This window comes from Colwellia sp. SU-HH01217 (assembly GCF_057543495.1).
The window spans coordinates 255,968-281,721 of sequence record NZ_BAAJLX010000001.1; the positions used below are offsets into that span (position 1 = coordinate 255,968).

Consider the following 25,754-nt stretch of genomic DNA (forward strand, 5'->3'; position numbering starts at 1 on the left):
CATTGAAATAATTTGGAAAATGGCCTAAAAAGGCGGTGAGTTCATTCTAGGATCTATAAAGTGTCAGCGATACAAAGAGTCACCCATACGATAAATAGTAAGTTCAACCTATTAAAGCCAATGTCGATTAAACGATTAACCTTATTAGGCTTTTCTTTAGTTGCTCTGCCTTTAATTTGTGCGCTTTTGTACAGTGCTTATCAAGTAAACCAACTGTCAAAACAGGGGGCAAATGCAATATTTACCGTCGCAGAATTCATTAACACGAATCAAAATATCAACGCCACTTTAAAAAAAATGGAACGCTATGCAAGCCAATATTTAGTTTTACAAGATAAAGAGTTAATTGAAAACTACCTTTTACAACAGCAGATATTAATTGAAGCCGTAAATGACTTGTCACAACATAAAGATACTCAAATTGCCCAATTAACTACCAAGCTTTCTAAGGCCATTAACCAAACACATCAAAGAATTATCATTACAAGTAATAGCCAAGCAGAGACTATTTCGTTAACTAAATTGCAAAAGCACTTTAAGCAACTCAGTTATATTAATGAACAAATTGATGCACGCAGCCGAGAATTAATAAATCACCAAGCAGAAACCATTAGAAGTGCTACTGACCAAATAAGTTTTACCTTGTTAAAAAGTTTATTGATCATTCCTCTATCATTCTTAATTGCGATATTTTTTAGCAGGCTTATTGCTAACCCATTAAAGCGGCTAATTGTTAAAATTCAGCTGCTTCAACAAGGTAATTTTCAACAAGCCCCTACATATAAACAACGACCTGTTGCTGGTTTTATCGAGATTACTGAAATTAACGAAGCCCTTGATACAATGCGCGCTCGATTACATGCACTAGAGCTACAAAAGTCGAGTTTTATCCGACATATTTCCCACGAATTAAAAACACCACTGGCTGCCATTAGAGAAGGTACCGAGCTTATTTACGATAACAGTGTTGGCTTGTTAAATACCGAACAACAAGAGATTACTAAAATTATTAGAAGCAGTACTACGCGCTTACAACGATTAATTGAAGAGTTGCTCGATTTCAATATCGTTTTAGACTCAACAAGTTTACAAGATAAAGAAACAATTGATTTATCTCAGTTAATTGAACAGGTCCTTCTTGATCGAACGTTAGAAATAAAACGAAAGAATCTCATTATTGAAAAGCAATATTCCGATATTATGATTCAAAGTAATACCAAACAATTAACGGTTATAATTGATAATTTACTTTCCAATGCTATTAAATATTCGCCCAATAAAGGCGTTATTAGCTTAGAGGCACAGTTGCTTGATCATCAACTTAATTTTTCGATTAGCGATCAAGGTGATGGCATAGCCAACGAGCAACAAGACAAAGTGTTTGACGCTTTTTATCAAGGTGCGCCACCAAAAGATTATAATATTAAAAGTAGTGGGCTTGGCTTAACAATAGTTAAAGAATTACTAATGCGATTAAACGGAAGCATTCGCCTTATTAGCCAAACGCAATCCCCTAGCGGAACACAACTACTTGTGACTTTAAATCATGTTTTTATTAGAGAAGACAAATGACTAACTACACACCATACAGCGCAATTAAACCATTGAGTATGTTACTAATTGCCCTATTATTGTCTGCATGTCAGCTCAATAACCAACAACCTAGCAATGCGTTAATCGCCACGAACACAGTAAATTTTGGCCAATATTATTTGTCTTTAAAAAATCTATCATCTGATGAGCTTAAAACTGAAATCGCTCAGCAACAATTAAAAAAATCTCAAGGAAGTATCGAAGCCGAAATTAACTTGTTGTTACTTCATAGCCTACCTAATTCACCAATTCACAATGCCTACTCAGCAAAGTCGCAATTAAATGAACAATTAAAAACACATAAAAATTATCAGTTTAATCCCGCTGATTTGGCTTTTATTACCTTACTTAAAGATCAACTTAATCAACAGCTTTACCTATTTCAACAAGTAATTAATCAAGAGCTTGCCAATGATGCTCTGTCAGCTAAAAACCGTGTTGAAAATAAAAAACGTCAAAATGAAATTGCTGCGCTCAAACTCACCGTAACTCAATTGAGCAAACAAATTACGCAACTTAAAACAATTGAAAAGGCGATTAGTGGCCATGGACAATAAAACAATGACATCAGCAAAACAGGCAAGCGCTAACCCTCTTCAAGAAAATATTCTAATCGTGGATGATGATCCCAGTTTATTACGTTTATTAGCAATTCGTTTATCAGCGGCAGGTTACTGCGTGCAATCGGCAGCCAATGCAAAAATAGCCCTTGGCTTGCTTAAAAGTTTTCACCCGCAGTTAGTGATCAGTGATTTACGGATGGATGGTATGGACGGTATGGCATTGTTTGAACAAATTCGTCAACAATCACCCAATTTACCTGTGATTATCATGACCGCGCACGGCACCATACCCGATGCGATTAGTGCGACTAAGCAAGGAGTGTTTAGCTTTTTAACCAAACCCTTTGAAAGCCAACAGTTACTTGAAACCGTTGAACAAGCTATTCGCCTGCAACCCGCCCATGCTAAAAATAATGCCCAACAAGATTTATGGCGCGCTAAAATAATCAGCCGTAGTGCGGTAATGGAGTCGCTACTTCAACAAACCAAACAAGTTGCTCAGAGCGACTTTAGTTTATTAATTCATAGTGAAAGTGGTACAGGTAAAGAGTTATTGGCTCAGGCGATTCACCAAGCCAGTCACAGAGCCAAAAAACCATTTACCGCAATTAATTGTGCAGCAATCCCTGAACAGTTATTAGAGTCTGAACTTTTTGGTCATGTTAAAGGTGCATTTACTGGCGCAGAAAATAACTATCAAGGCTTATTCCAAGCCAGTAACGGTGGCACATTATTTTTAGATGAAATTGGCGATATGCCAATGAGTTTTCAAGTAAAGCTATTAAGGGCTTTGCAAGAGAAAGAAGTACGTCCTGTCGGTAGCACTCAACCGGTGAAAGTGGACGTTAGAATAATATCGGCCACCCATAAAAATTTACAACGTGCCATTAAAGAAAAAACCTTTCGAGAAGATCTTTATTATCGTTTAAATGTAGTGGAGTTAGAGTTGCCGCCTTTGGCCGAGCGCCGTGAAGATATTCCACTTCTTGCTCAACACTTCTTAAATAATAGTAACCAACAAACCTCGCTTGAGATTAACGGGTTTTCTCAAGAAGCCATGGAAGTGCTAATTGCAGCACCTTGGCCAGGAAATATTAGACAGTTACAAAACGTTGTTGAGCAAAGCGTAGCCTTATCAACAGAGAGTATTATTGTTGCTAATTTGGTTAAAAATGCCCTACGAGGCGAAAACAGCCCACTGCCTTCTTTCGCACAAGCTAAAGATGAGTTTGAACGCAATTACTTAGCTAAGTTACTTAAACTCACTGCAGGCAATGTTTCTCAGGCAGCCAAAATAGCACAACGAAACCGCACTGAATTTTACAAACTGCTAAATCGTCATCACTTAACCGCAGAGGCATTTCGGGAAGAGTAAAATAACGTGTTTGTGCTCAGTTTAAATAAAGTAGTGACACAGTCGTCGATTTAATATTTGCGCTTTTTACCAAACACGTTATCTAAACCATCATTGTCGTCTTTAAATAATGCACTTTTCTTTTTAGGTGGCTCATTCACTTTTTCATTACCTTTAAACTTGTCGTAAAAGGTATGACTTTTTTCATCTATAACACCAGAAACGCCATCATTTAATAGGCTGATATTAGCCATTTCATTATCGAGTAATTGAATAACTTCAGGATCTTCACACAAAACTTTTTGTAATAATTCCATAGCTTTATCGCTGAGCGCTTGTGCTTTAGGGTAATCTTTTAATTCAAACTGCTCCATGGCTTGCGCGCTATATAGCGCTGACTTTAATCGCGTGATTAAAATTTCTAATTGGGTGACTTCACCATTTAACTCTTCAACACTTAATCGCCCTTTTCCATGCTCCACTTTAAGTAAAATAACTAACATCATACTTTGCTTTAACAACTGAGATTGCTCTGGCGATGTGGCTGGCATTGGTTGACGGGCATAAAAAAACGGTAACGTAGGTTCAAGGGTTTTAAAGTTTTGTAATTTTTTATTGGTTTCTTGTAAGGCTTCTATGCGTTTTTCGGTGCTTTCTATTTCAATAAGTCCAGTGATAGCTGCATGCGAACGTTCTAAACAAACAATAGAGCTTGTTACCGTTAACGGTAATATTGTACGGCCATTAAGCAGGTTTTGGCTTCTAGCAAGCACGTGCTGTAATTTAAGAATTTTTCGATTTTTATCGTTACTTCTACGTTCTCGCATTGTCGACACGTACTCAACAAATACGCCAAAAAGAAACAAAGCAATTAAACATACAGAGATTAAAATATACATTAACTGATAGTCGTCCAAAAAGGTGAATAAAAGTCAGCAAAAAGTTGGGGGGTAATTTTGCGGAAAACTCATATTAAAGTGATTTGACCTTAACTGTCTAGCAATTAAAGTCAATTCCTAGCTCAAACGGTCAAATTTTATTTAAATTGGTAGGTCGCTGATAAATGATATTGTTGATTATTATTATTTATAGCAGTTTCATACCAAGTAAAACCAGCTTGAATAGTAATACCGTCTAATAGAGGTGATATATCTAAGGTGGAGGAAGATACTTGTACGCCATAGGCCGCCAATGCCTCGTTATTGTCAGCTTGATGCTTAAGATAAAATAAATCAACACCTGACACATTCACATTTATGTTATGTTGCTCAAACTCATAGCCGGTTTGCCAAGCAAACGGTAGTTTCGCATCTAACATTTTATGATTCGCCACTTGGCTATTTGCTGAGCTGATCTGCCCTCCCAAAGTCAATAACTGATAAAGAGGGGCGTTATCATCAAGTTCATTATTAACGTATTGATAGCTCAAACGCGCATTGTTATAACCAACAACAAGGTCTATTCCATAATCAACACGTTGCCAATCTTGATAATCGCCGCTGTAGTCAATCAGTAAACCTTTTAGTGCGTAGCCATAGCTAAATTTGCCTATAGCATCTTCAAACTGGTATTGCCCCTGTAGTCGATAATGATTAATTTTATCGTCTAGCGCTGCGTTTTCAGTATCTTCGCTGCCTAAACCTAGAGCAATTTTCAATGAGCTATAAAAAGAAAGTGGCGCGCTATAAGCTAATTCGCCATTCACCGCCGTAGAACGATAATCACTGTCTTGTCCTTGAGCGTTAACAAGCTCACCATACCAAGCCATATTAAACCAGTTGCTTTTTATGTTTAACGCCGCCTCTTGCTGTATGTCGCCATTGTTATAGGCACCTTGCCATCTTAATCTCCCTAACGGATCGCCGCCTCTGGCAACTAATTCAATACTGTCTTCATCGCTACTCGTATAACCGCCTAATGCAATAGTATAAGCTTGTGGCCCGATCCCATAATCATGACTTTCTTTAACTTGATGCACCAATGGTTTGGCTTGGCTTTTTTCAATAGGGTGTAACTCGAAACGACCTTGCGTCACTATTGGCGGTCTATTTTTACCTTTTTCATGAGCGCGACTTTGAATATAAGTGTCTTGCCCTTGACTGGTAGTCATTAAATAAAACAATTGCTCAGATAACAATTTATTTTCTTCAGTGGGTTTTATCGTAAATGCTTGCGTTGTTAACTGATAACCTTCGCTAAGCTGCTGCCACATAAAAGTTTTAAAATTTAATTTAAAAACATTGACTGAACGCCCCGTTTTTTCTGCTGTGCTGCGACTAAAATAAAGTCCGTCATCTTGCCAACGCAAATAAGATAAATAATTGCCGGCTAGTAAAGTACGACTCGCTTCTTCACTAGCAAACATATAATCAACAGCAAACAATTTAGCAATTTGCCATGTTTTATTTTCAAGGTTCAATAGGTGAATTTTCCAGTGTTTATCGTTATTCGCCATTAAAGCTAAACTTTTCCCGTCGGGAGAAAGGGTTAAATTATCCATTTGAACATTTAACTTTTTATCAGTAATAGTTGTATAACTGCCATCTTTGAGTGACAACTGAATGAGTTGATTAAACCCTGCAAAGTGTGACACAGCAATAACTGATTGCTTGTCAGGCATTACCGAATAACTATGTAAACGAAGTTTTTCAGTAATTTTTTCAACCGAACCTGTCTTTAAATTAACTTTAGCTAACTCAAACCCTAGTTCATGATTGTCTTCAATAAGGTACTGTAAAACCAAAGCATGATTGTTATCTAACCAGCGGGCTTGTTGCCATTGATGTTTACGATTAGGTTTTACCACCCATTCCGCTTTACGATTAAAAACAGCAGGCTGAGTGTCAGGCACATCTAAAGCGTCATTAACCAGTAATTTTTGATTCGCTTTTACGAATTTATCCCTTGCTTTGTCATTAGCACTTAAGCCATAAACATTAAGCGTGATAAAACCGTTTTTATCTTTTTCCAGTTGTAATATTTTATTTTGCGCTATCGAAGGTTCGCTACTAAGTACTTGGTAATTATTATCTTGCCAAATATTACCCGTAGGCTCTTGCTTTAATTCATGTTTTTTTGCTAGATAAATTTGTTCAGCAACAAATTGTTTATAAAGGCGTTGAGGTGACTCTAAAAATAAGCCGGTAAAAGCTTCATCAAAATCGCGATACTTTGCTGCACTACTTCTATGCCAAAGTTGAGAAAGTTTATCTTTGCCATAATGGGTTTGTAACCAAAACAAAAAAGCTCCCCCTTGATAGTACGCCATGCGATTACCAACATAGCTGTCATTACCATTTATTGTCTCGTAACTAGGCAATTGTCCTTCTACCGCCCATTGTTGCAATAGTGCTTTAACAAAATCGCTATTTAAACGCCCCTGTTTAGTATGTTCTGTTTCAATCAGCGTAGCATACCCTTCAGATACCCAGCGCGGATATCGAGTAAAATTAATGGTATCGGCATTTAGTAATGCTTTATCAAACAAAGAACGCCAACTTCTACTCGGTTCAGAGATGTGAATTTTATGGGTTAATTCATGGCTAATCACTAAATCTAGCCAGTCTTCGTATGAGCCTAAGGCTTGTTCCGAACTCGGTGCGCTGGTATAAATTTTAACAATTTTACCCGCCGCTAAAGGTACGGCATACCCGTTAGCTTGATGGATGTCGTCTGCGATTAAGAAATCAATTTTATCATTTTGTTTAAAGCCAACCCTTTTGCTGACATCAAGGTAAATGTCATCAAGTTTATCAGCAACTTGCTCAGCAAATTTTTGATAATCTTTATGAAAATGAATACGTGCATATTCTGTATTGATTGTTTGTATATTATCTTTTGCCGTTACTGCAAGTGGCAGTATCAAAAACAGCAAAATAAGCATTCGAATCATTGATTTTTTCCTTGGAAACATAAGCCTGTACTTTAATGTTGAATTTTACACAAAATCAACATTGAAATGGCATCTATTTAGCATAATATTGCCACTAAAATTGTAAGCAATTGATCGCAAAGATTGCAGCAACTGCCTTTAGATGCCCTTGTTTACAAATTAACACCTAACACGTTAAACTGGTCCTACCACAATTAAGGGTTAAAGAGTGATGAATGGCTGTTATTGAAACTGTAAAATTAGGGCCTGTTTCAGGTGTACGTGTTGGGCGTTTTAATAAAGGTATTAATACCACATTTGTCGTTTATCAATACCAAGACGTGCTCATTGATACTGGACCTATTAACCAATGGCAATTTGTTGAATCATTTATCAAACAACATAAGGTTAATCATGTACTGATTACACATCACCATGAAGATCATAGCGGAAATGCTTTTTACCTTAAAAACAATAGCCAATTATCGGTTCACAGCAATGCATTGTGCCAAAAAAGCTTGCAAGAAACTCACACTTTACCGTTTATTCAAAAACTCATTTGGGGCACGGCAAAAGCCGTAGATACTGAGCTATTAACAGATAAGTTTGTTTCTAATAATGGCCTTGAATTAGATATTATACTTACACCTGGACATACCGACGACATGAGCTGCTTTTATGACAAAGCAAATGGATTTCTTTTTACGGGCGATTTATATATTGCGTCTAAAGTCCGTTACCTTCATAAAGACGAAAACCTAACTCAGCAAATAAATAGTTTAGATAAGGTGCTAGCTTTAGATTTTGATACCGCGTTTTGTCCGCATCGCGGCATTATGAAAAGTGGTAAAGAGGATATAGCCAATAAGCGAGACTTCATTATTGAACTCGCTTCTAAAGTAAAAACTCTTGCGAATCAAGGCTTACCTGTGAAGCAAATTCGCACCCAATTATTAGGCAAAGAGGATATGTTCTCCTATGTTTCTCAGTTTCATTTTAGTAAAAAAGGGTTAGTTGAAGCCTGTTTAAAATTGCCCGATAAATTAATACAATAATGATTGTGTGTCAGCAAAGCACTCAGTATTATTGCTAGCTTGATTTACTTCGAAATAAGCAAAACACTTTGATTGATACCACCTTAATTGCTCTTTTTATTCCGACATTTTTCTTGGTTAGCATTACCCCAGGTATGTGTATGACACTAGCAATGACGCTAGGGATGTCTATTGGCGTACGTAACACACTATGGATGATGTGGGGAGAAATGTTAGGTGTTGCTGTTGTCGCAATTTCAGCAGCAGTGGGTGTTTCGTCTATTATGCTCAGTTTCCCTCAAGTTTTTAATGTCCTCAAACTCATTGGTGCGGCGTATTTATTATATGTGGGTATCAATATGTGGCGCTCTAAAGGGAAACTCGCTATTTCCAATACAGTGCAAACAATAGTAGTAAATAAAAAACAATTATTTAACCAAGGTTTTGTAACTGCAATTGCTAACCCAAAAGGTTGGGCGTTTATGGTGTCATTATTACCGCCTTTTATTAATCCAAACTTACCATTTACTTTGCAGCTTTCAGTATTAATCGTGGTTATTTTATTGTCAGAGTTTATTTGTATGCTGTTATACGCAACAGGCGGAAAAACTTTGGGTAAATTACTCACCCAAAGCGATAACGTAAAACGTCTGAATAAAATCTCAGGCACGTTAATGATAGGTGTAGCAATTTGGTTGGCCTGTAGTTAACCTGAGCTCGTTTGTCAGAAATTATCGATAACAGATTTTACATACGCCTTTCCCGAATTCTCTAAAAAACACCAACACTAATAATATAAAGACAAAAATTGCTGACGAGCTGCCGCCATGAGTTACGTAACCATCGTTAACCTCTACGACATACTCAAGATCATAATCAACACTTTCAAGCGGTAGTGCGTATAAAGCATTATTATCATCAGAGCTATAGGTTGCAACCAATTCATTAAAGCCCACTTGATAAAGATCTATCAACACATCATAGTTGTCTGGACTATATCCTTGATGAAGAGTAGTTATCACCTCAAATTCATCACTGTCTGACTCACCATAAATCATAAAGTTGTCTGTAGTGTAATAATGCACCCAAGGCCCTCCATTTTGACTTAAATACAGTTGCGCATAAACTGCCGCCGAGTCGAGTGAAGAGCCACTGTGTAGATCTGCATCAAAAATCACACTAAAGGTCTGATAATAACCATCTAAGTCGATATCTTCTAATAAATAGCTAAAAGCATCATAAATACTAAAACTATGATGCGAGTAATTGCTTTTTGGTGGGCGTATTCTGCTTGCTGGTTGTTGAGTTTTCGTCTTAGCATTTTCAGAAGAACTCGTCGCTAAAGGTATCAGAGCTGTATTTTGTGTCATTAAAGCACTATGTCGGCGACGCTCATCTTGTGAGCTATTTACTGATTGTCCATCAGAGGAAGTTAAACCGATAGAAACAGATAGAAATTGCTTGTTATTTGCCAGACGAATTTCATCACTCAAGGCAAAACATGAGGTGAGCAATACAAAACTAGATGTGATTAACCTTAACGCTTTAACAAGCGATTTTCGGCTGAAATATTTCAAGAGCTGAGTAAACATAATGCATTCCTCTATTAAAATTAGCTTTATCTAACTTTACCTATGATAAGTGGCTCTATTTAAACTGAGTAAAACTGAACACTGGCTGAACATATACTTAACAATGTTCAACCTTTAACTAAAGGTTGCTTGAGCGAGTGGTAAACTGATTTTATTTTCGCATTCAGCCAGTATTCAGCTTAGATAAATTAAGCTTTCAAGTGGTATGTTAAAATCAAGTTCGAAAGTTCAACAGACCCTATATATTTACTACCCACTTGGGTTTACACTAAGTAGTTAATTGTATCGTTATAATAGGTATTTATAAGTGAAAGTTTTTTCATTCGTATTGATTGTGTTAACACTAGCATGGCTGCCCAATTACAGCGCTCATGCTTCAGGTTTTGCCCCTGTATTCGTTGGCAGTAATTCGAACAAAAATGTTTCGATGAAAATACGCAGCTCGCAACAAGCAGCACAACTTGTTAAAAACCGTTATGGTGGCAAAGTATTAAAAGTCGTCAGGCAAAATGTTAACGGAAACACTGGCTATAGAGTTAAGTTACTTAAAGGAAATGGACAAGTAATTTCCGTACTTGTTGATGCTTATAGTGGCCAAATATTAGGGCGGTAACTATGCGTTTATTACTGGTTGAAGACGACTTATCATTACAAACAAACCTCAAAGAATGTTTGATTAAAGCACAATACAGCGTTGATATTGCCAGTGACGGACAAGACGCACTTTACCAAGGCGAAGAATATAACTACGATGCAGCAATTATTGATATTGGTTTACCTATTGTTGATGGCATAACGGTTATTAAAGCCTTAAGAAAACAAAACATAAACTACCCTATTTTAGTATTAACAGCTCGCGATAGTTGGCAAGATAAAGTGGCAGGCCTTGATGCAGGCGCAGACGACTACTTAACCAAACCCTTTCAAAATGAAGAACTAATTGCCCGCTTAAATGCACTTATCAGGCGCTCTGCAGGGAAAACCAACCCTGTAATTACCAATGGAGTTTTAACCGTAAATACCACCAACTTTCAAGTGTGTGTCAATGGTAATGTGATTAATTTAAGCAGCTCTGAATATAAGCTACTCGCATTTTTAATGATGCACATAGGGGAAGTTAAATCTAAAACCGTGCTAACTGAACATATTTATGATCAAGACTTTGATTTAGATTCCAATGTTATTGAGGTATTTATTCGGCGGTTACGGAAAAAACTTGATCCAGATGGTCAATATGACTTTATCGAAACTCATCGAGGTTTAGGTTATCAACTCAAGATCATGCCTGAATAATTAAGAGCTAACTGATTATATGGCGTCATTTTTTCTAAAACATCCTCAGCTGCATTCACTAAAGTTTCGCTTTATTATTAGTGCACTTTTGATGACGCTAATTATTCTCCCCATTATTGGTTTTACCTTAAGCGATGCATTCGAACAACATATTAAAACATCGGTAAAAAATGAATTAACCGCCTACAGTTACTCTTTATTAGCAGTGGCAGAAGTAGAAAGCAATGCTCTTTATATGCCAGAGCAGCTATTAGAAAATCAATTCAATATTATTCAATCAGGTTTGTACGGCATTATAACGGCTAAAAACGATAGCAATAATGTACTTTGGCATTCACATTCAATGCTAGGCATTACACCGCCTGACATTTTACCGAGCCCTTCTGTTGGTAGTACCCGTTTTATTAGTGTAGAACTTGATAATAGTACGCATTTTATTTTTAGCTTCACCGTAAGTTTTACATCGAACAAAAATGCTTTTCCATTAACGGTTCATGTAATTAAAAATTACGATGACTTTGATACGCAGGTTGAGCAATTTCAGCAACAATTATCAACATGGTTGCTGATTTTAATGGGGCTATTATTTTTAATTCAAAGTTTATGGTTAATTTGGACATTAAGGCCATTAAAAACCTTAAAGTCAGAAATGATGTTGGTAGAACAAGGTAAATTAACGGAAATTAAAACAAACTACCCATTAGAGTTAACACAAGTTACCCAGCAACTTAATTTACTGTTGCGTACGGAAAGACAGCAACGAAAGCGTTACAGAAATGCTTTGTCAGACTTAGCACATAGCTTAAAAACTCCACTAGCAGTACTTCAAAGCCAAAATCAAAATCAAACGAATACTAATCATGATCCTCATGAGCAATTAACTATTATCAACCAAATTATTGAACATCAATTGAAACGGGCGCAAAGTGCGGGTGAATCATCATGGCATATTGGTGTTAGTATCAAAAAGGTTATTGATAAGCTTCTAAAGAGTATGGAAAAAATACATCACAGCAGCTCACTTTCTCTCGTTAATAATGTTAATGAGCATTTAATTTTTAAAGGCGATGAAGCAGATTTATTAGAAATACTTGGTAACCTTATTGATAACGCCTGCAAAGCAGCGAAACAACAAGTAGAGATAAATGCGAGCCAAACTGACAACGCGTTAACTATAACCATTGCTGATGATGGTGTAGGTATAACAGAGACAATGAAGGCTAGCATTTTAAACCGAGGAGTTCGCAGCGATACTTATCAACAAGGCCATGGGATTGGCTTAGCGATCGTTCGGGACTTGGTGGAAAGTTATCAAGGAGAGCTAAGTATTAGGAAGTCAGCGTTATTAGGTGGTGCCGAATTTACCCTCACTTTTAACGTTTAACTTATCATTTTTTCCTGTTCAGCTTACATTCAGTTACCAGCGCTTATACTTATTTTATCCTCTAATAATTCACTGTTTAGTGTCTGGACCATCGATGAAACCTAATATATTGAGCTTACTATTAGCCGTTTTTATTCTGTCATCAACGCCTGTTATAGCCAAAAATTCAAATACAGACCCAATAACTTCGATAAGTGAAGGTGAACTTGCACAATTACTCGCTCCGATTGCTTTATATCCTGATACCTTATTAACACATATTTTAATAGCGTCAACTTACCCGATTGAAGTAATAGAAGCTCATCGCTGGTTAGACAGCCATGACCAACTATCTAACGATGAAATCGCCAACAGGATTGTCAATAAAGATTGGGATCCTAGTGTGAAAGCATTGATGCCATTCCCTAATATTTTAAAACGCTTAAATGACGACTTGTCATGGACTAATCAATTAGGCGACGCTTTTTTAAATGATGAAGCACAAGTGTTGTCAAGTATTCAACAATTGAGACTGCAAGCCGATGAAGCCGGTAATTTAGAAAAAATGGACAATGTGGCCATTAGTTATGACGATAACAATATCGTTATTCAACCACGACAACCTGAAGTTGTATATGTCCCTTATTATGATACTCGAACAATTTATGGTAGTTGGTCTTGGGGATATTATCCGCCTGTTTACTGGGTTCAACCACATCATTACATTAGTTATAAGCCTTATTATTGGCATTCTGGAGTGCACATTTCATTTAATTATTTTTTCAATGCATTTCAGTGGCAAAGCCGTCGTTTAGTAGTTATTAATCACCATAACTCACATCGCTATAAAAATAGACATCGCATAGCAAGTAGCGTTGGCTCAAAGCGATGGCATCACAAGCCGCATCATCGCAAAGGTGTGGCGTACAGTAATAACCACGTTAAAAATAGATTCAAAAGCAATCGAATTAGTACCTCGCAAGCTAAAAAAAACCGTCAATTGCAACACAAAAAAATGGTTCAGCAAACGAGAAGAAAAGGATATAAATCGCATCAAGCAATTGCTAGTGCTAAACACCAAAAAACACGTGAGCATTTAGCTAAGAGCAGCTATATAAAGCAAAATAAAAAGCGCGATTATCGCGATATCAAACAGGTTAATCGCACCGCTAAGCGAAGTAGTCATAGTAACAAAGTACCAGGTCATAATAAGCCTAATCAAACGAAACATACTAAAGATAGGTATGTCAATTTAGCGCCCAAAAAAAGCCATAAGCTTGCTCAACATCAATCGGCTCATAAGGCAGGCGCATCGTTTAATGCTCATCAGAAAACGATAAGAACAAAAACACAGCCCAAACAACATAGCCAACATAAAACGAGCCATAAATCGTTACACAGAACACAAACTAAACAGCGAAATAGCCCGAAAAAATCGAGCTATAAAAATTACTCAAGAAGAAGCAAAGATTAACTAACCTAAACTTGGTTTAAGAGATGGTTAACAGTTTGAAAAATAGTAAATAATCATTTTACTCCACTCTAGCTCGATAGTTTTTCTTAATTCAAGGCAAATTTCGCGTCAATAGCTGGCCTATTGCAAGAAATTTAACGAAGAAGTAAGGAGAAATAGCGGCTAGAGAAATGTTTATTAAGGCGATCTCAGGTTAACTAGGCAGTGCCGTAAGGTTTAACTGATTTCTACAGAGTTTGAGTTATCACCTTGTTGATTGAATATTAGGACGTAAAATTAATACAAAAAAAGGCTGTAAAGTTATTCACTTTACAGCCTTTTTCAATCGCAAGTGATTAAATGTTAACGTAGTTCTCTACGTAAAATTTTACCAACATTCGTTTTGGGTAATTCGTCTTTAAACTCAACAATTTTTGGTACTTTATAATTAGTTAAATTATCACGACAATGATCAATGATTGATTTTTCATCTAAGTTTTCATCTTTTCGTACAATAAAGATTTTAACCATTTCACCACAAACTTCATCGGGAACACCAATAGCAGCGGCTTCAAGTACACCTTCATGCATCATGATCACTTCTTCAATTTCATTAGGGAATACATTAAAGCCTGAAACGATAATCATGTCTTTTTTACGATCAACAATTTTAAAGTAACCATTTTCGTCCATGGTTGCGACATCACCAGTGGCTAGCCAACCATCTTTGAGTATTTCATCTGTAGCATCTTGGCGATTGTAATAGCCAACCATCACCTGTGGGCCTTTTACCCACATTTCGCCTGCTTCACCAACTTCAGCTTCAGAACCATCATCTTTTACAATACGAATATCTGTAGAAGGAGCAGGCAAGCCGATAGTACCATTGTAACTTTCTTGGTTGTATGGGCTTAATGACACCATAGGTGAACATTCGGTTAAGCCGTAGCCCTCAAGCAATCGGGTATTAGTGACTTGCTGCCAACGCTCTGCTACAGGGCGCTGTACTGCCATGCCGCCACCAAGTGCCATTCTTAACTTACTAAAGTCTAAGTCTTTAAAGCCAGGAGTGTTCAGTAAGCCATTAAATAACGTGTTAACACCAGTAATCGCAGTAAATGGATATTTAGCTAACTCTTTAATAAATGCAGGCATATCACGTGGGTTGGTAATTAATAAATTAGTGCCGCCCAGTGTCATAAAGGTTAAGCAATTAGCTGTTAAAGCGAAGATATGATAAAGGGGTAGTGCGGTAACAATTAACTCTTCTCCATCTCTTAATAATGGCTTAATAGACGCTTTAGCTTGTTCTAAATTACCCACCATATTACGGTGAGAAAGCATAGCGCCTTTAGAGACACCTGTTGTGCCGCCAGTATATTGCAAGAAGGCAAGATCATCACCATTAATGGCAACAGGAGAAAAAGTTAACTGTTGGCCTTTTGATAATACGGTGTTGAATCTAACTGTGTTTTCTAGATGAAACGCCGGTACCATTTTTTTAATATACTTAACAACAGAGTTAACAATTGCACCTTTAATAAAACCTAAACGATCACCTAGCGAAGTCATAATGACATGCTCTACAGGTGTATTATCGATCACACTTTCTAAAGTATGGGCAAAGTTTTCGATAATAAGAATGGCTTTAGTGCCCGAATCTTTTAACTGATGCTCTAATTCACGAGAAGTATATAAAGGATTAACATTAACCACAGTTAAACCAGCAAGTAATGCACCAAATAACGCAATAGGATATTGCAAGGTATTAGGCACCATGATTGCAAGTTTATCACCTTTGACTAAGCCTAAGGTTTGCTGACAATAAGCAGCAAATGCTTGAGCCTGTTCAGCTAACTCAGTATAAGTAATTTCAGCGCCCATATTAATGAAAGCCGTTTTATCACTGTAATTCTTCGTATACTTGTTAAACATTTCAGTGAGTGATGCATATTTATCTGCATCAATTTCGTAAGGAACACCAGGGGGATAACTTTTCTCTAACCAAACTTTTTCCACAGCTTTTTCCTCACGTTTATAGTTGCTTTTATAGATATAATATTATAATCGCCTAAGTTATCAAAATTCATCAAGTATGAACAGTACTTTTTAAACACTTGTTTGAAATTAGGATGAAGCCACTAATATTTGAGGTAAACACCCTACTTATTCGCTTAATATTTACCAACGCTAAACGTTTATTAATAAAATGTTAACTATTAAAACGTTCATTATAGTGCATATTTCTTAAAGAGCGCTCTCAATTTTTGAAGATTTACTTTTTCGGCTAACGCTTGATTTAATAACGTTAAAACAGCAGAGTTTTGCTGATTATATTGATTCATCGCCAAGTAAAATGGTTGAGGCGTAGTACATCCTGCATTGTTAACACTAGATACATCTAAACCATTTTGGTTAATTTCCCAATTAAGTACTCTCTTGTCTTCAACAATAACATCTACCCGTTGCCGTTTTAACATTGCTAATAGCCTTGAAACACCTTCATCTCCTGTAAGCGCAACCAAGTTAGCTGGATTATTTTGAATGTATTGATCAATTTCATCATTGTAGCCATATCCTTTAATTACACCTAAAGAAAGATTACCTAAAGCTAGTGGTGAGTGGTAACGCCACTTTTCATTGTTTAAAGTATAAAAGCAGAGACTAAAATTGGTAATGGGAGTTTGTGTAAAAGATAAGGTCGGTGCTTCAACTCGAGTAGCGGTAAGTAAACCATCCACTAAACCTTGCTCGGCTAATTTCACAGCTCTTGACCAAGGAAAGCTCCTTATTTCTAGGATAATATTATGATCGGCTAAAATGTCGGTAATATATTGACCAATGATATTACTCCCATCGCCACGTTCTATACAGGTATAAGGGCACCAATCAGTTGTCGCTAACGTTATCGTCATTTTTTCATCACTACTCGAAGCTGCTGAGAAAATAACGCTGAAAGCAAGACCTCCTAACAATACTAACCAGTAAAAATTCTTCATACTTTGGTTTAACTACCGCTATCGCTTAATCATTATTGTATAGATTATTACACTTATTTATACAATCTTAATATACCTTAGATATTCATGAATAAAAGCGTATATTGAAAAACTTACAATATCCCTCTGTATTATTTGAAATTGCTATAAAACTCTCACGGTAATAATTTCAAGTTAATAGCGTTTGGTTGATTTAGGTCAAACCAACATAATAATAATCTTGCAAATAACAACGATTATCATTAACATTGCTTTTAAGATATTTACCCCCCTAATTTATTTACTTTGGAAGTACCATGAAGTTTTCACCGTTATGCCTAGCTGTTCTTGCTAGTTTTACCTCTTTATCAACAACCGCTGATGAAACAAACACCTCTCCTGTTGAAGTTATTCAAGTTACAGGCAGTTATTTTAATGACTATAAAGTGGATGAGGCCAACGGCGCAATGCGCGCGGATGTTTCATTACTTGAAACATCGCAATCGGTAACAGTAATTCCTAACACTATCATTACAGAACAGCTTGCGACTACACTTGGTGAAGTACTAACTAATGACGCGAGTTTAACGGCTGGTTCTAAACAACGTAACCGTGAAGTATTTAACTTACGTGGTTTTGAATTAAGTTCATCTACAGGTTACTTAAGAGATGGCCACCAACATTGGTCTCATTATCAACAACCGATTGAAATACTTGAAAGTGTTGAGGTAATTAAGGGTCCATCAAGCATTTTATATGGTCAGTCAGGGCCTGGTGGCTTAGTAAATATGGTGACGAAAAAACCTACGGCAAGAACGCTTTTCTCATTGGGCGCAGACCTAGACCAAGAAGGATCTACTCGCTTTACACTTGATGCAGGTGGTGCACTAACTGATGACGAAAGCCTGCGTTATCGTGGTGTACTTGTTAAGCAAGATGTTACCTACCAACGCGAATATCAAAACGAAACGCTAAATGGTGACCAACGTGAGCGTGACCGTTTTTTAGGCGCCTTAGTGCTTGATTACGATATTTCTGAAGATGCTATGGTGCGTGTACATTACGATAGAACAGACGATAAAGCTGGCTTAGATACGGGTGCTTGGTTAGACGACAATGGCGATATTATTGGCGATCGTAAAACTATTCGTGATATGTCGTGGGCATTCACTGATATTACCGTTGAAAATATCGGGGTGGATTTCCATTACGCCTTTAACAGTGATTGGCAAGTTAAAGTAGGTTATAACGAGCAAAACTTTGAACGCCAGCGTTTTGAATCGTCACCTAAAAAGCCCTCGTCATTTAACGAAGGAGAAGAGTATAGCTCTAAGCCTTATGATCGCTTCGACGACTGGCAATTTAAAACCGCCTTTATTGATTTCACAGGTGAGTTTTCATTAGCGGGTATTAATCATCAATTATTAGTTGGGATGAATGCTTTAGATTATTACTATGGACAACTTAAAACCAATGGCTCAACAATTAATTATGCTGCTGGCAATCCAGAGCCTATTCGTCCTGACATTAGCTACAAAACTGATGATTCGTTATATGAAAGTGAATACGATTACTATGGTGTTTATTTACAGGATTTAATCACTGTTAATGAAAAATGGCAGCTATCTCTTGGTGGTCGTTACGACAAGCAAAATAAAGAAGGTGCAAATAACGAATCATTTTTACCAAAAGCTGGGCTTTTATTTCACCCGAATAGCCAAGCCACTTTTTACGCTAGCTACACAGAAGGTTTTGAACCACAAGGCAGCGACACGCTGGATAATGACCGTGACGTAAATGATGGAATGGAACTAGATGCCATGACCTCTACACAATATGAAGTAGGGACAAAATGGCAATTAATGGACGAACGTTTATTGTTAACAGCAGCTGTTTTTGACATCTCAAAAACAGGCAAGTTAATCTCAGAAGACATCTTCAACATTCCAAACATTGACACAATAACAACCCAAGCAGGCGAACAACGCCATAAAGGTTTTGAAGTTGCCGCACAAGGTGCTGTTACGGATAAATTATTTGTTATGGCTTCTGTTATGAATCTTGATGCAAAATATGAAAAAGATGAAAACTACCAAGGAAAAACGCCAGTAGATGCACCAAAATGGTCTGCTTCTCTTTGGTCACGTTATGAATTTAACGAACAACTTGCTATTAATGCCGGTGCTTTTTATGAAGGTGAACGCTTTGCTGATAGCGGTAACACCATCACTAAAGATGCTTATACTCGTGTTGATGTGGGTGCAACGTATAAAATTGAGTTAGACAATCAAGATATTAACCTTAGGTTTAATGTTGAAAACCTTTTAGATACTAAATACCTCGCAGGTGGCGGTGTTTCAAACGCTACAGCTGGTGACGGTATTAACTATCGTTTAGCTGCACAAATCAGCTTCTAAATCATTAAGGTAGCCGTTATTGTTATCAAAAATAGATAACTATAACGGCTTGCGCTTTCCAGTACTTATAAATTATGCAAGTCAATAAAAACACCCTCAGTTTTGCCCGTTTACTTCATGTTTATGTGTCGATGGCACTACTGACCTTATTATTATTTTTTTCAGTAACAGGTATCACACTTAATCATCCAGAATGGTTCAGTGATAACCATGCTGATATTAAAGAAGCGACGTATGATATTGAGTTAGCTATGCTCGAGAATCCTCCGCTGTCACCAAAACAACTTGTTAAGGTAACGGAAGAGATTGAACAAAAGTTATCTCTATCACTCAACAATGCTGCCATTGAAAGCATGAGTGACGAACTATTTTTCAGTATTAAAAAAGCAGGCGAAAACATAGCAATAACGCTTGATTTAACCAACGGCGAACTATTTTTAGAACACACAGATTATGGCTGGTGGGCGCTAGTAAACGATTTACACAAAGGAAGAAATACCAGCACTTTATGGAGTTGGGTTATTGATATCACCAGTGTGCTTTGTATCGTGTTTGCTATTAGTGGCTTTATTTTAGCGATGCCACAACGTCGATTTAACCGTACGTTATCCCTTAGTTTAGGGGTTACTGTTGCCATTATTTTTATATCAGCACTATGGGCGTAATGATTTTTACCCTATTAAAACAACACTCAAATTAACAGTTTACTCACTTGGATATGCTTCGAGTTTAAAGGAATTTACATGAGATATTTTATGAAAGTTAATCGTTTAGGTTTTACCAAAGTGCGCATTGTGCTACTTGGTATTATTCTTGGCAGTTCAATTGCTACTGCGGCTGAACCTACAGAATTAAACATTGAGTTAGCATTAAAACAACAACAAGGTACATATCATCCCCCGTATGTTGCTAGCTGGATTGAAAACTCACAAGGAAAATCGGTTCGCACCCTGTTACTTTGGCGCGAGCAAGCTAAATGGTTAAAGGATATTCGAAGGTGGTGGCGAAAAATTGGCAGAAGAGATGCGCAATTAGTTGATGCGATGACTTCTGCTACCCGAGCGGCAGGAAAATACCCACTTACTTTTAACGCGCTTGACGATAACAAAAAACCATTATCTACCGGTGAATACACGCTATTTATTGAAGTGGTCAGAGAAGATGGTGGTCGAGCCATGATTCGACAAGCCTTTAATTTAGGCAGCAAGAAAGAAACATTTACTTTAGCTGCTACCAATGAAACTGATGAGATCATTTTCTCGGTAACCCCTCAGTAATCAACATAGTTAATGAACAGTTAATAACCAAGGTCAATTAATTTTAACGTAGACAACGACAATATAAATAATTAGGGAGTTTCTCAAATGAATATGAAAAGCATTATCGCATTATCACTCACCGGCGCGCTAACTTGTGTAATGAGTACACAAGCATTGGCACATTCTCGTTGGGTATTACCTACTCACTTTAGTTTATCCGCTGAAAAAGGCGAATGGGTAATGATTGATGTAACGGCATCAAACGAAACTTTTAATGTTGATAAACCTATGGGAGCTGATTTAGTCCAAATTATCACACCTAAAGGGAAAAAAACGCGACCTTCTTCAACTTATAAAGGCCATCGTAAAAGCGTTGCCGATTATTTTATAAAAGACTCAGGTACTTATAAAATAACGAATAACAGTGAAGCTAGCTATATGACCACATATACGCTTGATGGGAAAAAGAAACGAGTACGTGCAAACAAAACCGAACTAGAAAATCTACTTCCTAAGCAAGCGAAAGACATTAAAACCGCTTATCGTTTTGCAAGAGTAGAAAGCTACATTACCATGAACTCACCTAGTAGTAACTTTGCAACAGACGGTAAATTATTAGAACTTGTTCCTGTTACCCACCCTTCTGATATAGCAGAAAATGAACAAGTGACTTTTAAGTTTCTTTTTAATGGCAAAGTACAACAAGGGGTTGAAGTGGAAATAACCGCTGATGGCGTACGTTACCGAAATGATCCACAAACGATTAAACTAACCTCTAATACCAAAGGTGAAATCAACTTCACACCTAAAGCTGCAGGAAGATACTTATTAGTAGCAGAGCATGCAGAAAAGTCGACAAACACCTCTATTTCCGATAAAGAAATGGGCAGTGTATTTTTGACTTTTGAAGCACAACTTAACTAATCGGTTTACTCTAACCGGTACAAATAAAACTGCAATGAATGACTTTACCATGCATAATTAAAGTCATTCATTTTGTTATCTCCCTTAAAACACTACTCCTCCCCTGCAAAATATTCCTGGGTTAAAACTACGACTTATTAGCACCGTGTTAACGAATTAAACATATCAATTGATTGCTCAAAAATAGAAAAGTTATCGATTATGGCTGTTCGTTTTACCCCGCTTTTTACATTCTCATATTAAATATCGAACATATAACTTTTAGCTTATGTATTAAGCCTATTTAGGAATGTAAAATTTGTCTTAACTCATTTATATGAACTAAATATTACTAAAGTATAAAATATACATTAGAAAATCTATTTTCTATTATTATTTTTTTTCAAGCGAAATTATATTGTTTATTAATAAGTTAAAGTAGAAAATTAAGTTGTACTCAATATTCAGTACACACATTTTATTACTTTTTCAAATAATTAACTTAAGGCGTTATGGATTATGTCAAATAAATTATTAAATTCACTTATAGTAGCTTCTGCATGTTTAATGAGTCAGCAAGGGTTTGCACAAAGCTGTTTTAACGAACCATCAAATAATGGAGGACCATCAGGTCCTGCAACTTGTGTCGATATCAATATCAATGAACAAAATGGTAACAATGTTGAGTTAGAAGTTTCTGCTATTCGTATGGGGGATGATATTTCAAACTATTTTTCGTGGCACTCTGATATAGATGGTGCTTTGGGTAATGGAAGCCAAATTAATACGCAGTTATCACAAGGTACCCACACAATAACAGCAGTCGCAGCTATCCCTCACCTACAACCATATTCTGATACACTCCTACTTGAAATCGCAAATGAGGAAACTAATTGTAGTGAAGAGTCAGCATCTATTGCCGAAACATACAATGAATATTATGCACTGAATTTTGTCAATAATGGAACTGATACAGTAAACGTTTATTGGTTGAGATACACTGACGCTGAACGCATTCACTATGCTAGCCTTGCTCAAAACGAATCGGCTTCATTGACAGGGTATCCGGGCAATAAATGGGTAGTTACTAACACTGACGGTGTTTGCCAATCAGTACATTTTTCAGGGTATCAAAATGAAACTATTGAGCTAAATTAAACAAATTACTTCTAGTTGTTATCAATTGTTTTAATAATTTAAGCGCTTAACTATAAATCACTTAAGCGCTTATTTAACAGAAATCTATCACGCAAGTTTGTACCTTTATTCCAAGCTAAGATCTAAAGTAAAGAATTGATTTGCAGTGACTATTAGTGTGTGAAAAATAATTATTAATTATAAAAACAGTTTTCTCTGAGTCTGTTAGAAAATTATATTTCCCTTTATAAGCAACTTAATTAATCGGATTTTACAATGTGGAGTCGACTTCAACCTGACCATTTTTAGAATCGTAATATATTGATAAACTCGGTAAAGTGACAAAAGTATAAGTACAGGTGTTATTTGTATAAGTTACTTTAAAGTCTTCAGAATTGTTAGTTGCAACCGTAGGTGAATTTCCATCAAGTATTGCTCTCCAAACCGACATACAATCGTTAGTGTTATTCAATTTGGGGGCCGATTCAAAAGGTGGCCAACTTTGTGCTGGCCACCCTTCTGAATTCATATCCATCAAACTTGTGCCTGTGCCGTATAAGTCTAAATTATCTACTGGGCCGCTATAACCACCAGCTATCCATTTACTGTGTGCCATTGAAACTGCTGAGGAAAATGCGCCTCCTGTAGTTGCCACCACTGATGCATGAGCATCATCTTGTAAATTAATAAATTTAGGCAAAGCTGTAGTAGCTAAGATCCCTAAAATAACAATAACAACAATTAATTCTATGAGAGTGAAGCCTGAGTGATTTTTCAAAATAGTCATAGTGAATGCTTTTATATTACGTAAAGTTAGTACCAACATCCCTATTTATATCGACTCTAGTATATTAACAGGTACTAATAAGCGTGGTAATATTTATTTTTATCACTTTCTATAAGATCTATTAAATGGAGTTGTATCTAGCTATTTTCTTATTTGCGACAGCAGCCACAATTACACCTGGCCCCAATAATATAATGATACTCACCTCAGGTTTAAATTTTGGTATCAAAAGAAGTATTCCTCATTTAATGGGTGTATGTTTTGGCTTTCCGGCCATGGTTGTTTTGGTTGGGCTTGGTTTTGGCGTGGTGTTTGAGCGCTACCCTATTTTTCATCAGGCGATTAAGATTCTTGGCGTATTATACTTGCTTTATTTGTCGTGGTGTATTGCGCGATCTGCGCCCACTTCGTTGTCAGGTGATAATATAAAGCCTTTCACTTTTTTTAAAGCCGCTTTATTTCAATGGATAAACCCTAAAGCATGGGTAATGGCAACGGGAGCTGTTGCTGCATACACCACAAACACTTCAGATATAGTACTACAAGTTTTGTTTATCGCTTTTGCTTTTTTAGCCGTTGCATTTCCTTGTGTTTCTATGTGGCTAATTTTTGGAGTAACCTTAAAAAAGGTATTAAAAAAGCCAAGTTCCCAACGATTATTTAATTGGGCTATGGCTTTATTACTGGTAGCGTCTGTTATTCCTGTGATCAATGAAATATTTATTGAGTACTTTTAGCGACTTATGCTTATTTTACATAAGTTGCTTTACAGGAAAAACTTAGACCTAAACTAAGATTTTTCGTTAATGATGTTAATCGACCCATCAAGATGAACATCTCGCTGTGGAAAAGCAACAACAATATTATTCTCTTCAAATAACTCATCCAAAGTAAAGCGAATATTGCTTCGAGTAATCCGTAAACCACCTTCAACATTTGAATTTATCCAAAAGTTAACTTCAAATATCAACGCATTATCGCCAAAGTCCTCAAAGCTAACGATGGGTTTAGGGTCGCTTAAGACTTCTTTTTGTGCCTTAGTCGCCTCTAATATGAGATCAGCCACTTTTTTAGCGGGTGTACCATAAGCAACACCAACACGCACATTGGTTCTGACAAGGCTGTCGCGTAATGTCCAATTTACCACAGTGTTTTCTATCAGTTTACTGTTAGGGATTAATAAATGAACACCGTCTACGCGCCTTATCCTTGTTGAGCGTGTATTGATTTGTTCAACAGTACCCTTTACCCCTTCTACTTCTAAAAAGTCGCTAATTCTAATAGGACGTTCCCACATTAAAATCCAGCCACTAATAAAGTTATTGATAATATTTTGGGCACCAAAACCAAAACCAATTGCAATGGCACCAGATAAAAAGGCAAAAGCGGTAATAGGTATATTAATCAAATCAAGCGTTGTAACCAATAGTATTGCTATTGCAATAACATAAAGCACACGTTGCAATAAATGAATAATGTTTGGATCTGTGTTGGTCGTTGTTAAGCGATTACTGATAAACTTTACTAACCACTTGGTTAACAGCAAGCCAATAACAATAATCACAGGAATTAACAAGATATCCCCTAACGTTATCGCTTGTTCTGAAAACGTAAATAACTTCAACGATAAAATAGCTTTAATTTGCTCTAAATCCATTTTTACACCTTAATTTTTATAACTTACTTTTATAACTTCATGTTTATAAATTAACTTTTATATCTTTTACGCCTAAAAACACACGAGAAGGATCAACAAGAAATTTTGTCCCAATCGCTTCTCGGCCAAATAACATTAAATAATTCATATCAGAACGGTCGGTTAATGTTATTTCAATTGGCCACGTTTCACCACCGAGTATAGCAAGCGTTTGAATAACATAACGTTGCTCAGATGTGCCATTAGATGATTTAACCTTTCGCATATCGCTTATTGGCGCACTACATTGCGCAATAGTATCTACATTATGGACATCAGGGTGAATATCAAATACAACACTATGTACTCCATCAATAACTTTTTTCTTGATATTATCAACGTGTAATGAAGATGTTTTTGCTCCGGTGTCTACCCGTACCTGTAAATCTTTTATAGCCAGCTCTGGGAGATCAATCGACTCTAAACGGCCAATAAGGGTTTTATTTTTTTTACTCATTATA

23 protein-coding genes are annotated in these 25,754 nt (G+C 36.6%); 15 read left to right on the forward strand and 8 right to left on the reverse strand.

Features of this window, described 5'->3' with window-relative positions:
- Nucleotides 1-60 precede the first annotated feature (60 nt).
- Genes AC27G3_RS01045 through AC27G3_RS01055 form a run of 3 tightly spaced genes read left to right on the forward strand, consistent with a single transcriptional unit; the run spans nucleotide 61 to nucleotide 3,531 of the window.
- Nucleotides 61-1,572 carry a sensor histidine kinase gene (locus tag AC27G3_RS01045; protein ID WP_487117966.1) on the forward strand — a complete coding sequence of 504 codons (1,512 nt, stop codon included), beginning with the start codon at nucleotides 61-63 and terminating at the stop codon, nucleotides 1,570-1,572.
- A complete protein-coding gene (locus AC27G3_RS01050; protein ID WP_487117967.1) occupies nucleotides 1,569-2,150 on the forward strand; it encodes a hypothetical protein in 582 nt (193 codons plus the stop codon). Before AC27G3_RS01045 ends, AC27G3_RS01050 begins: the two co-directional genes overlap by 4 nt.
- Nucleotides 2,140-3,531, forward strand: a complete 1,392-nt coding sequence (locus AC27G3_RS01055) for a sigma 54-interacting transcriptional regulator (RefSeq protein ID WP_487117968.1) — start codon at nucleotides 2,140-2,142, stop codon at nucleotides 3,529-3,531. Before AC27G3_RS01050 ends, AC27G3_RS01055 begins: the two co-directional genes overlap by 11 nt.
- A 50-nt stretch (nucleotides 3,532-3,581) precedes the next feature.
- Here AC27G3_RS01055 and AC27G3_RS01060 read toward each other — a convergent pair whose 3' ends face one another.
- Together AC27G3_RS01060 and AC27G3_RS01065 are read right to left on the reverse strand one after the other, a co-directional pair.
- Entirely contained in the window at nucleotides 3,582-4,409 is an 828-nt protein-coding gene (locus AC27G3_RS01060) for a hypothetical protein (RefSeq protein WP_487117969.1), read from the reverse strand.
- A gap of 137 nt (nucleotides 4,410-4,546) precedes the next feature.
- Entirely contained in the window at nucleotides 4,547-7,402 is a 2,856-nt protein-coding gene (locus AC27G3_RS01065) for a TolB-like translocation protein (RefSeq protein ID WP_487117970.1), read from the reverse strand.
- A 215-nt stretch (nucleotides 7,403-7,617) separates the two neighbouring features.
- Between AC27G3_RS01065 and AC27G3_RS01070 the strand changes: the two genes are divergently transcribed.
- Both AC27G3_RS01070 and AC27G3_RS01075 read left to right on the forward strand, forming a co-directional pair.
- Nucleotides 7,618-8,436 (forward strand): MBL fold metallo-hydrolase, encoded by an 819-nt coding sequence (locus AC27G3_RS01070; protein WP_487117971.1) that lies wholly within the window; start codon nucleotides 7,618-7,620, stop codon nucleotides 8,434-8,436.
- A gap of 68 nt (nucleotides 8,437-8,504) precedes the next feature.
- Complete coding sequence (locus tag AC27G3_RS01075) at nucleotides 8,505-9,125, forward strand: LysE family translocator (RefSeq protein WP_487117972.1); 621 nt, start codon at nucleotides 8,505-8,507, stop codon at nucleotides 9,123-9,125.
- A 21-nt stretch (nucleotides 9,126-9,146) separates the two neighbouring features.
- Here AC27G3_RS01075 and AC27G3_RS01080 read toward each other — a convergent pair whose 3' ends face one another.
- The gene (locus AC27G3_RS01080) at nucleotides 9,147-10,007 is read right to left on the reverse strand and encodes a choice-of-anchor H family protein (RefSeq protein WP_487117973.1); all 861 of its coding nucleotides are present in this window, start codon (nucleotides 10,005-10,007) and stop codon (nucleotides 9,147-9,149) included.
- Nucleotides 10,008-10,314: 307 nt separating this feature from the next.
- Here AC27G3_RS01080 and AC27G3_RS01085 point away from each other — a divergent pair, with 307 nt between their 5' ends.
- From AC27G3_RS01085 to AC27G3_RS01100, 4 genes are all read left to right on the forward strand, one after another.
- Nucleotides 10,315-10,620, forward strand: a complete 306-nt coding sequence (locus tag AC27G3_RS01085) for a PepSY domain-containing protein (RefSeq protein WP_487117974.1) — start codon at nucleotides 10,315-10,317, stop codon at nucleotides 10,618-10,620.
- A gap of 2 nt (nucleotides 10,621-10,622) precedes the next feature.
- Complete coding sequence (locus AC27G3_RS01090; protein ID WP_487117975.1) at nucleotides 10,623-11,300, forward strand: response regulator transcription factor; 678 nt, start codon at nucleotides 10,623-10,625, stop codon at nucleotides 11,298-11,300.
- A gap of 91 nt (nucleotides 11,301-11,391) precedes the next feature.
- The gene (locus tag AC27G3_RS01095) at nucleotides 11,392-12,684 is read left to right on the forward strand and encodes an ATP-binding protein (protein ID WP_487117976.1); all 1,293 of its coding nucleotides are present in this window, start codon (nucleotides 11,392-11,394) and stop codon (nucleotides 12,682-12,684) included.
- A 94-nt stretch (nucleotides 12,685-12,778) separates the two neighbouring features.
- The gene (locus AC27G3_RS01100) at nucleotides 12,779-14,137 is read left to right on the forward strand and encodes a DUF3300 domain-containing protein (RefSeq protein WP_487117977.1); all 1,359 of its coding nucleotides are present in this window, start codon (nucleotides 12,779-12,781) and stop codon (nucleotides 14,135-14,137) included.
- 342 nt (nucleotides 14,138-14,479) lie between these two features.
- On the opposite strand, the gene fadD is transcribed toward AC27G3_RS01100, so the two are convergent.
- Together fadD and AC27G3_RS01110 are read right to left on the reverse strand one after the other, a co-directional pair.
- Nucleotides 14,480-16,135 (reverse strand): long-chain-fatty-acid--CoA ligase FadD, encoded by a 1,656-nt coding sequence (gene fadD / locus AC27G3_RS01105; protein WP_487117978.1) that lies wholly within the window; start codon nucleotides 16,133-16,135, stop codon nucleotides 14,480-14,482.
- Nucleotides 16,136-16,347: 212 nt separating this feature from the next.
- Nucleotides 16,348-17,115 carry a substrate-binding periplasmic protein gene (locus tag AC27G3_RS01110; RefSeq protein ID WP_487117979.1) on the reverse strand — a complete coding sequence of 256 codons (768 nt, stop codon included), beginning with the start codon at nucleotides 17,113-17,115 and terminating at the stop codon, nucleotides 16,348-16,350.
- Nucleotides 17,116-17,411: 296 nt separating this feature from the next.
- Here AC27G3_RS01110 and AC27G3_RS01115 point away from each other — a divergent pair, with 296 nt between their 5' ends.
- The 5 genes from AC27G3_RS01115 to AC27G3_RS01135 all read left to right on the forward strand — a co-directional run bounded on the left by AC27G3_RS01115 (nucleotide 17,412) and on the right by AC27G3_RS01135 (nucleotide 22,831).
- Nucleotides 17,412-19,511, forward strand: coding sequence for a TonB-dependent siderophore receptor (locus tag AC27G3_RS01115; RefSeq protein WP_487117980.1), 2,100 nt, complete (start codon nucleotides 17,412-17,414; stop codon nucleotides 19,509-19,511).
- A 74-nt stretch (nucleotides 19,512-19,585) separates the two neighbouring features.
- The gene (locus tag AC27G3_RS01120; protein ID WP_487117981.1) at nucleotides 19,586-20,176 is read left to right on the forward strand and encodes a PepSY-associated TM helix domain-containing protein; all 591 of its coding nucleotides are present in this window, start codon (nucleotides 19,586-19,588) and stop codon (nucleotides 20,174-20,176) included.
- Nucleotides 20,177-20,254: 78 nt separating this feature from the next.
- Nucleotides 20,255-20,788 carry a DUF2271 domain-containing protein gene (locus tag AC27G3_RS01125; RefSeq protein ID WP_487117982.1) on the forward strand — a complete coding sequence of 178 codons (534 nt, stop codon included), beginning with the start codon at nucleotides 20,255-20,257 and terminating at the stop codon, nucleotides 20,786-20,788.
- A gap of 87 nt (nucleotides 20,789-20,875) precedes the next feature.
- Nucleotides 20,876-21,694: a DUF4198 domain-containing protein gene (locus AC27G3_RS01130; protein WP_487117983.1), complete on the forward strand. Its 819-nt coding sequence runs from the start codon at nucleotides 20,876-20,878 to the stop codon at nucleotides 21,692-21,694.
- Between the two features lie 498 nt (nucleotides 21,695-22,192).
- The gene (locus AC27G3_RS01135; protein ID WP_487117984.1) at nucleotides 22,193-22,831 is read left to right on the forward strand and encodes a hypothetical protein; all 639 of its coding nucleotides are present in this window, start codon (nucleotides 22,193-22,195) and stop codon (nucleotides 22,829-22,831) included.
- Nucleotides 22,832-23,081: 250 nt separating this feature from the next.
- Here AC27G3_RS01135 and AC27G3_RS01140 read toward each other — a convergent pair whose 3' ends face one another.
- Nucleotides 23,082-23,597 carry a type II secretion system protein gene (locus tag AC27G3_RS01140; RefSeq protein ID WP_487117985.1) on the reverse strand — a complete coding sequence of 172 codons (516 nt, stop codon included), beginning with the start codon at nucleotides 23,595-23,597 and terminating at the stop codon, nucleotides 23,082-23,084.
- Between the two features lie 125 nt (nucleotides 23,598-23,722).
- Between AC27G3_RS01140 and AC27G3_RS01145 the strand changes: the two genes are divergently transcribed.
- Nucleotides 23,723-24,334: a LysE family translocator gene (locus tag AC27G3_RS01145; protein ID WP_487117986.1), complete on the forward strand. Its 612-nt coding sequence runs from the start codon at nucleotides 23,723-23,725 to the stop codon at nucleotides 24,332-24,334.
- A gap of 53 nt (nucleotides 24,335-24,387) precedes the next feature.
- Here the strand turns inward: AC27G3_RS01145 and AC27G3_RS01150 are convergent, their stop codons facing one another.
- Complete coding sequence (locus AC27G3_RS01150; protein WP_487117987.1) at nucleotides 24,388-25,254, reverse strand: mechanosensitive ion channel family protein; 867 nt, start codon at nucleotides 25,252-25,254, stop codon at nucleotides 24,388-24,390.
- 43 nt (nucleotides 25,255-25,297) lie between these two features.
- Nucleotides 25,298-25,750: an ATP-dependent zinc protease family protein gene (locus AC27G3_RS01155; RefSeq protein WP_487117988.1), complete on the reverse strand. Its 453-nt coding sequence runs from the start codon at nucleotides 25,748-25,750 to the stop codon at nucleotides 25,298-25,300.
- Nucleotides 25,751-25,754 lie beyond the last annotated feature (4 nt).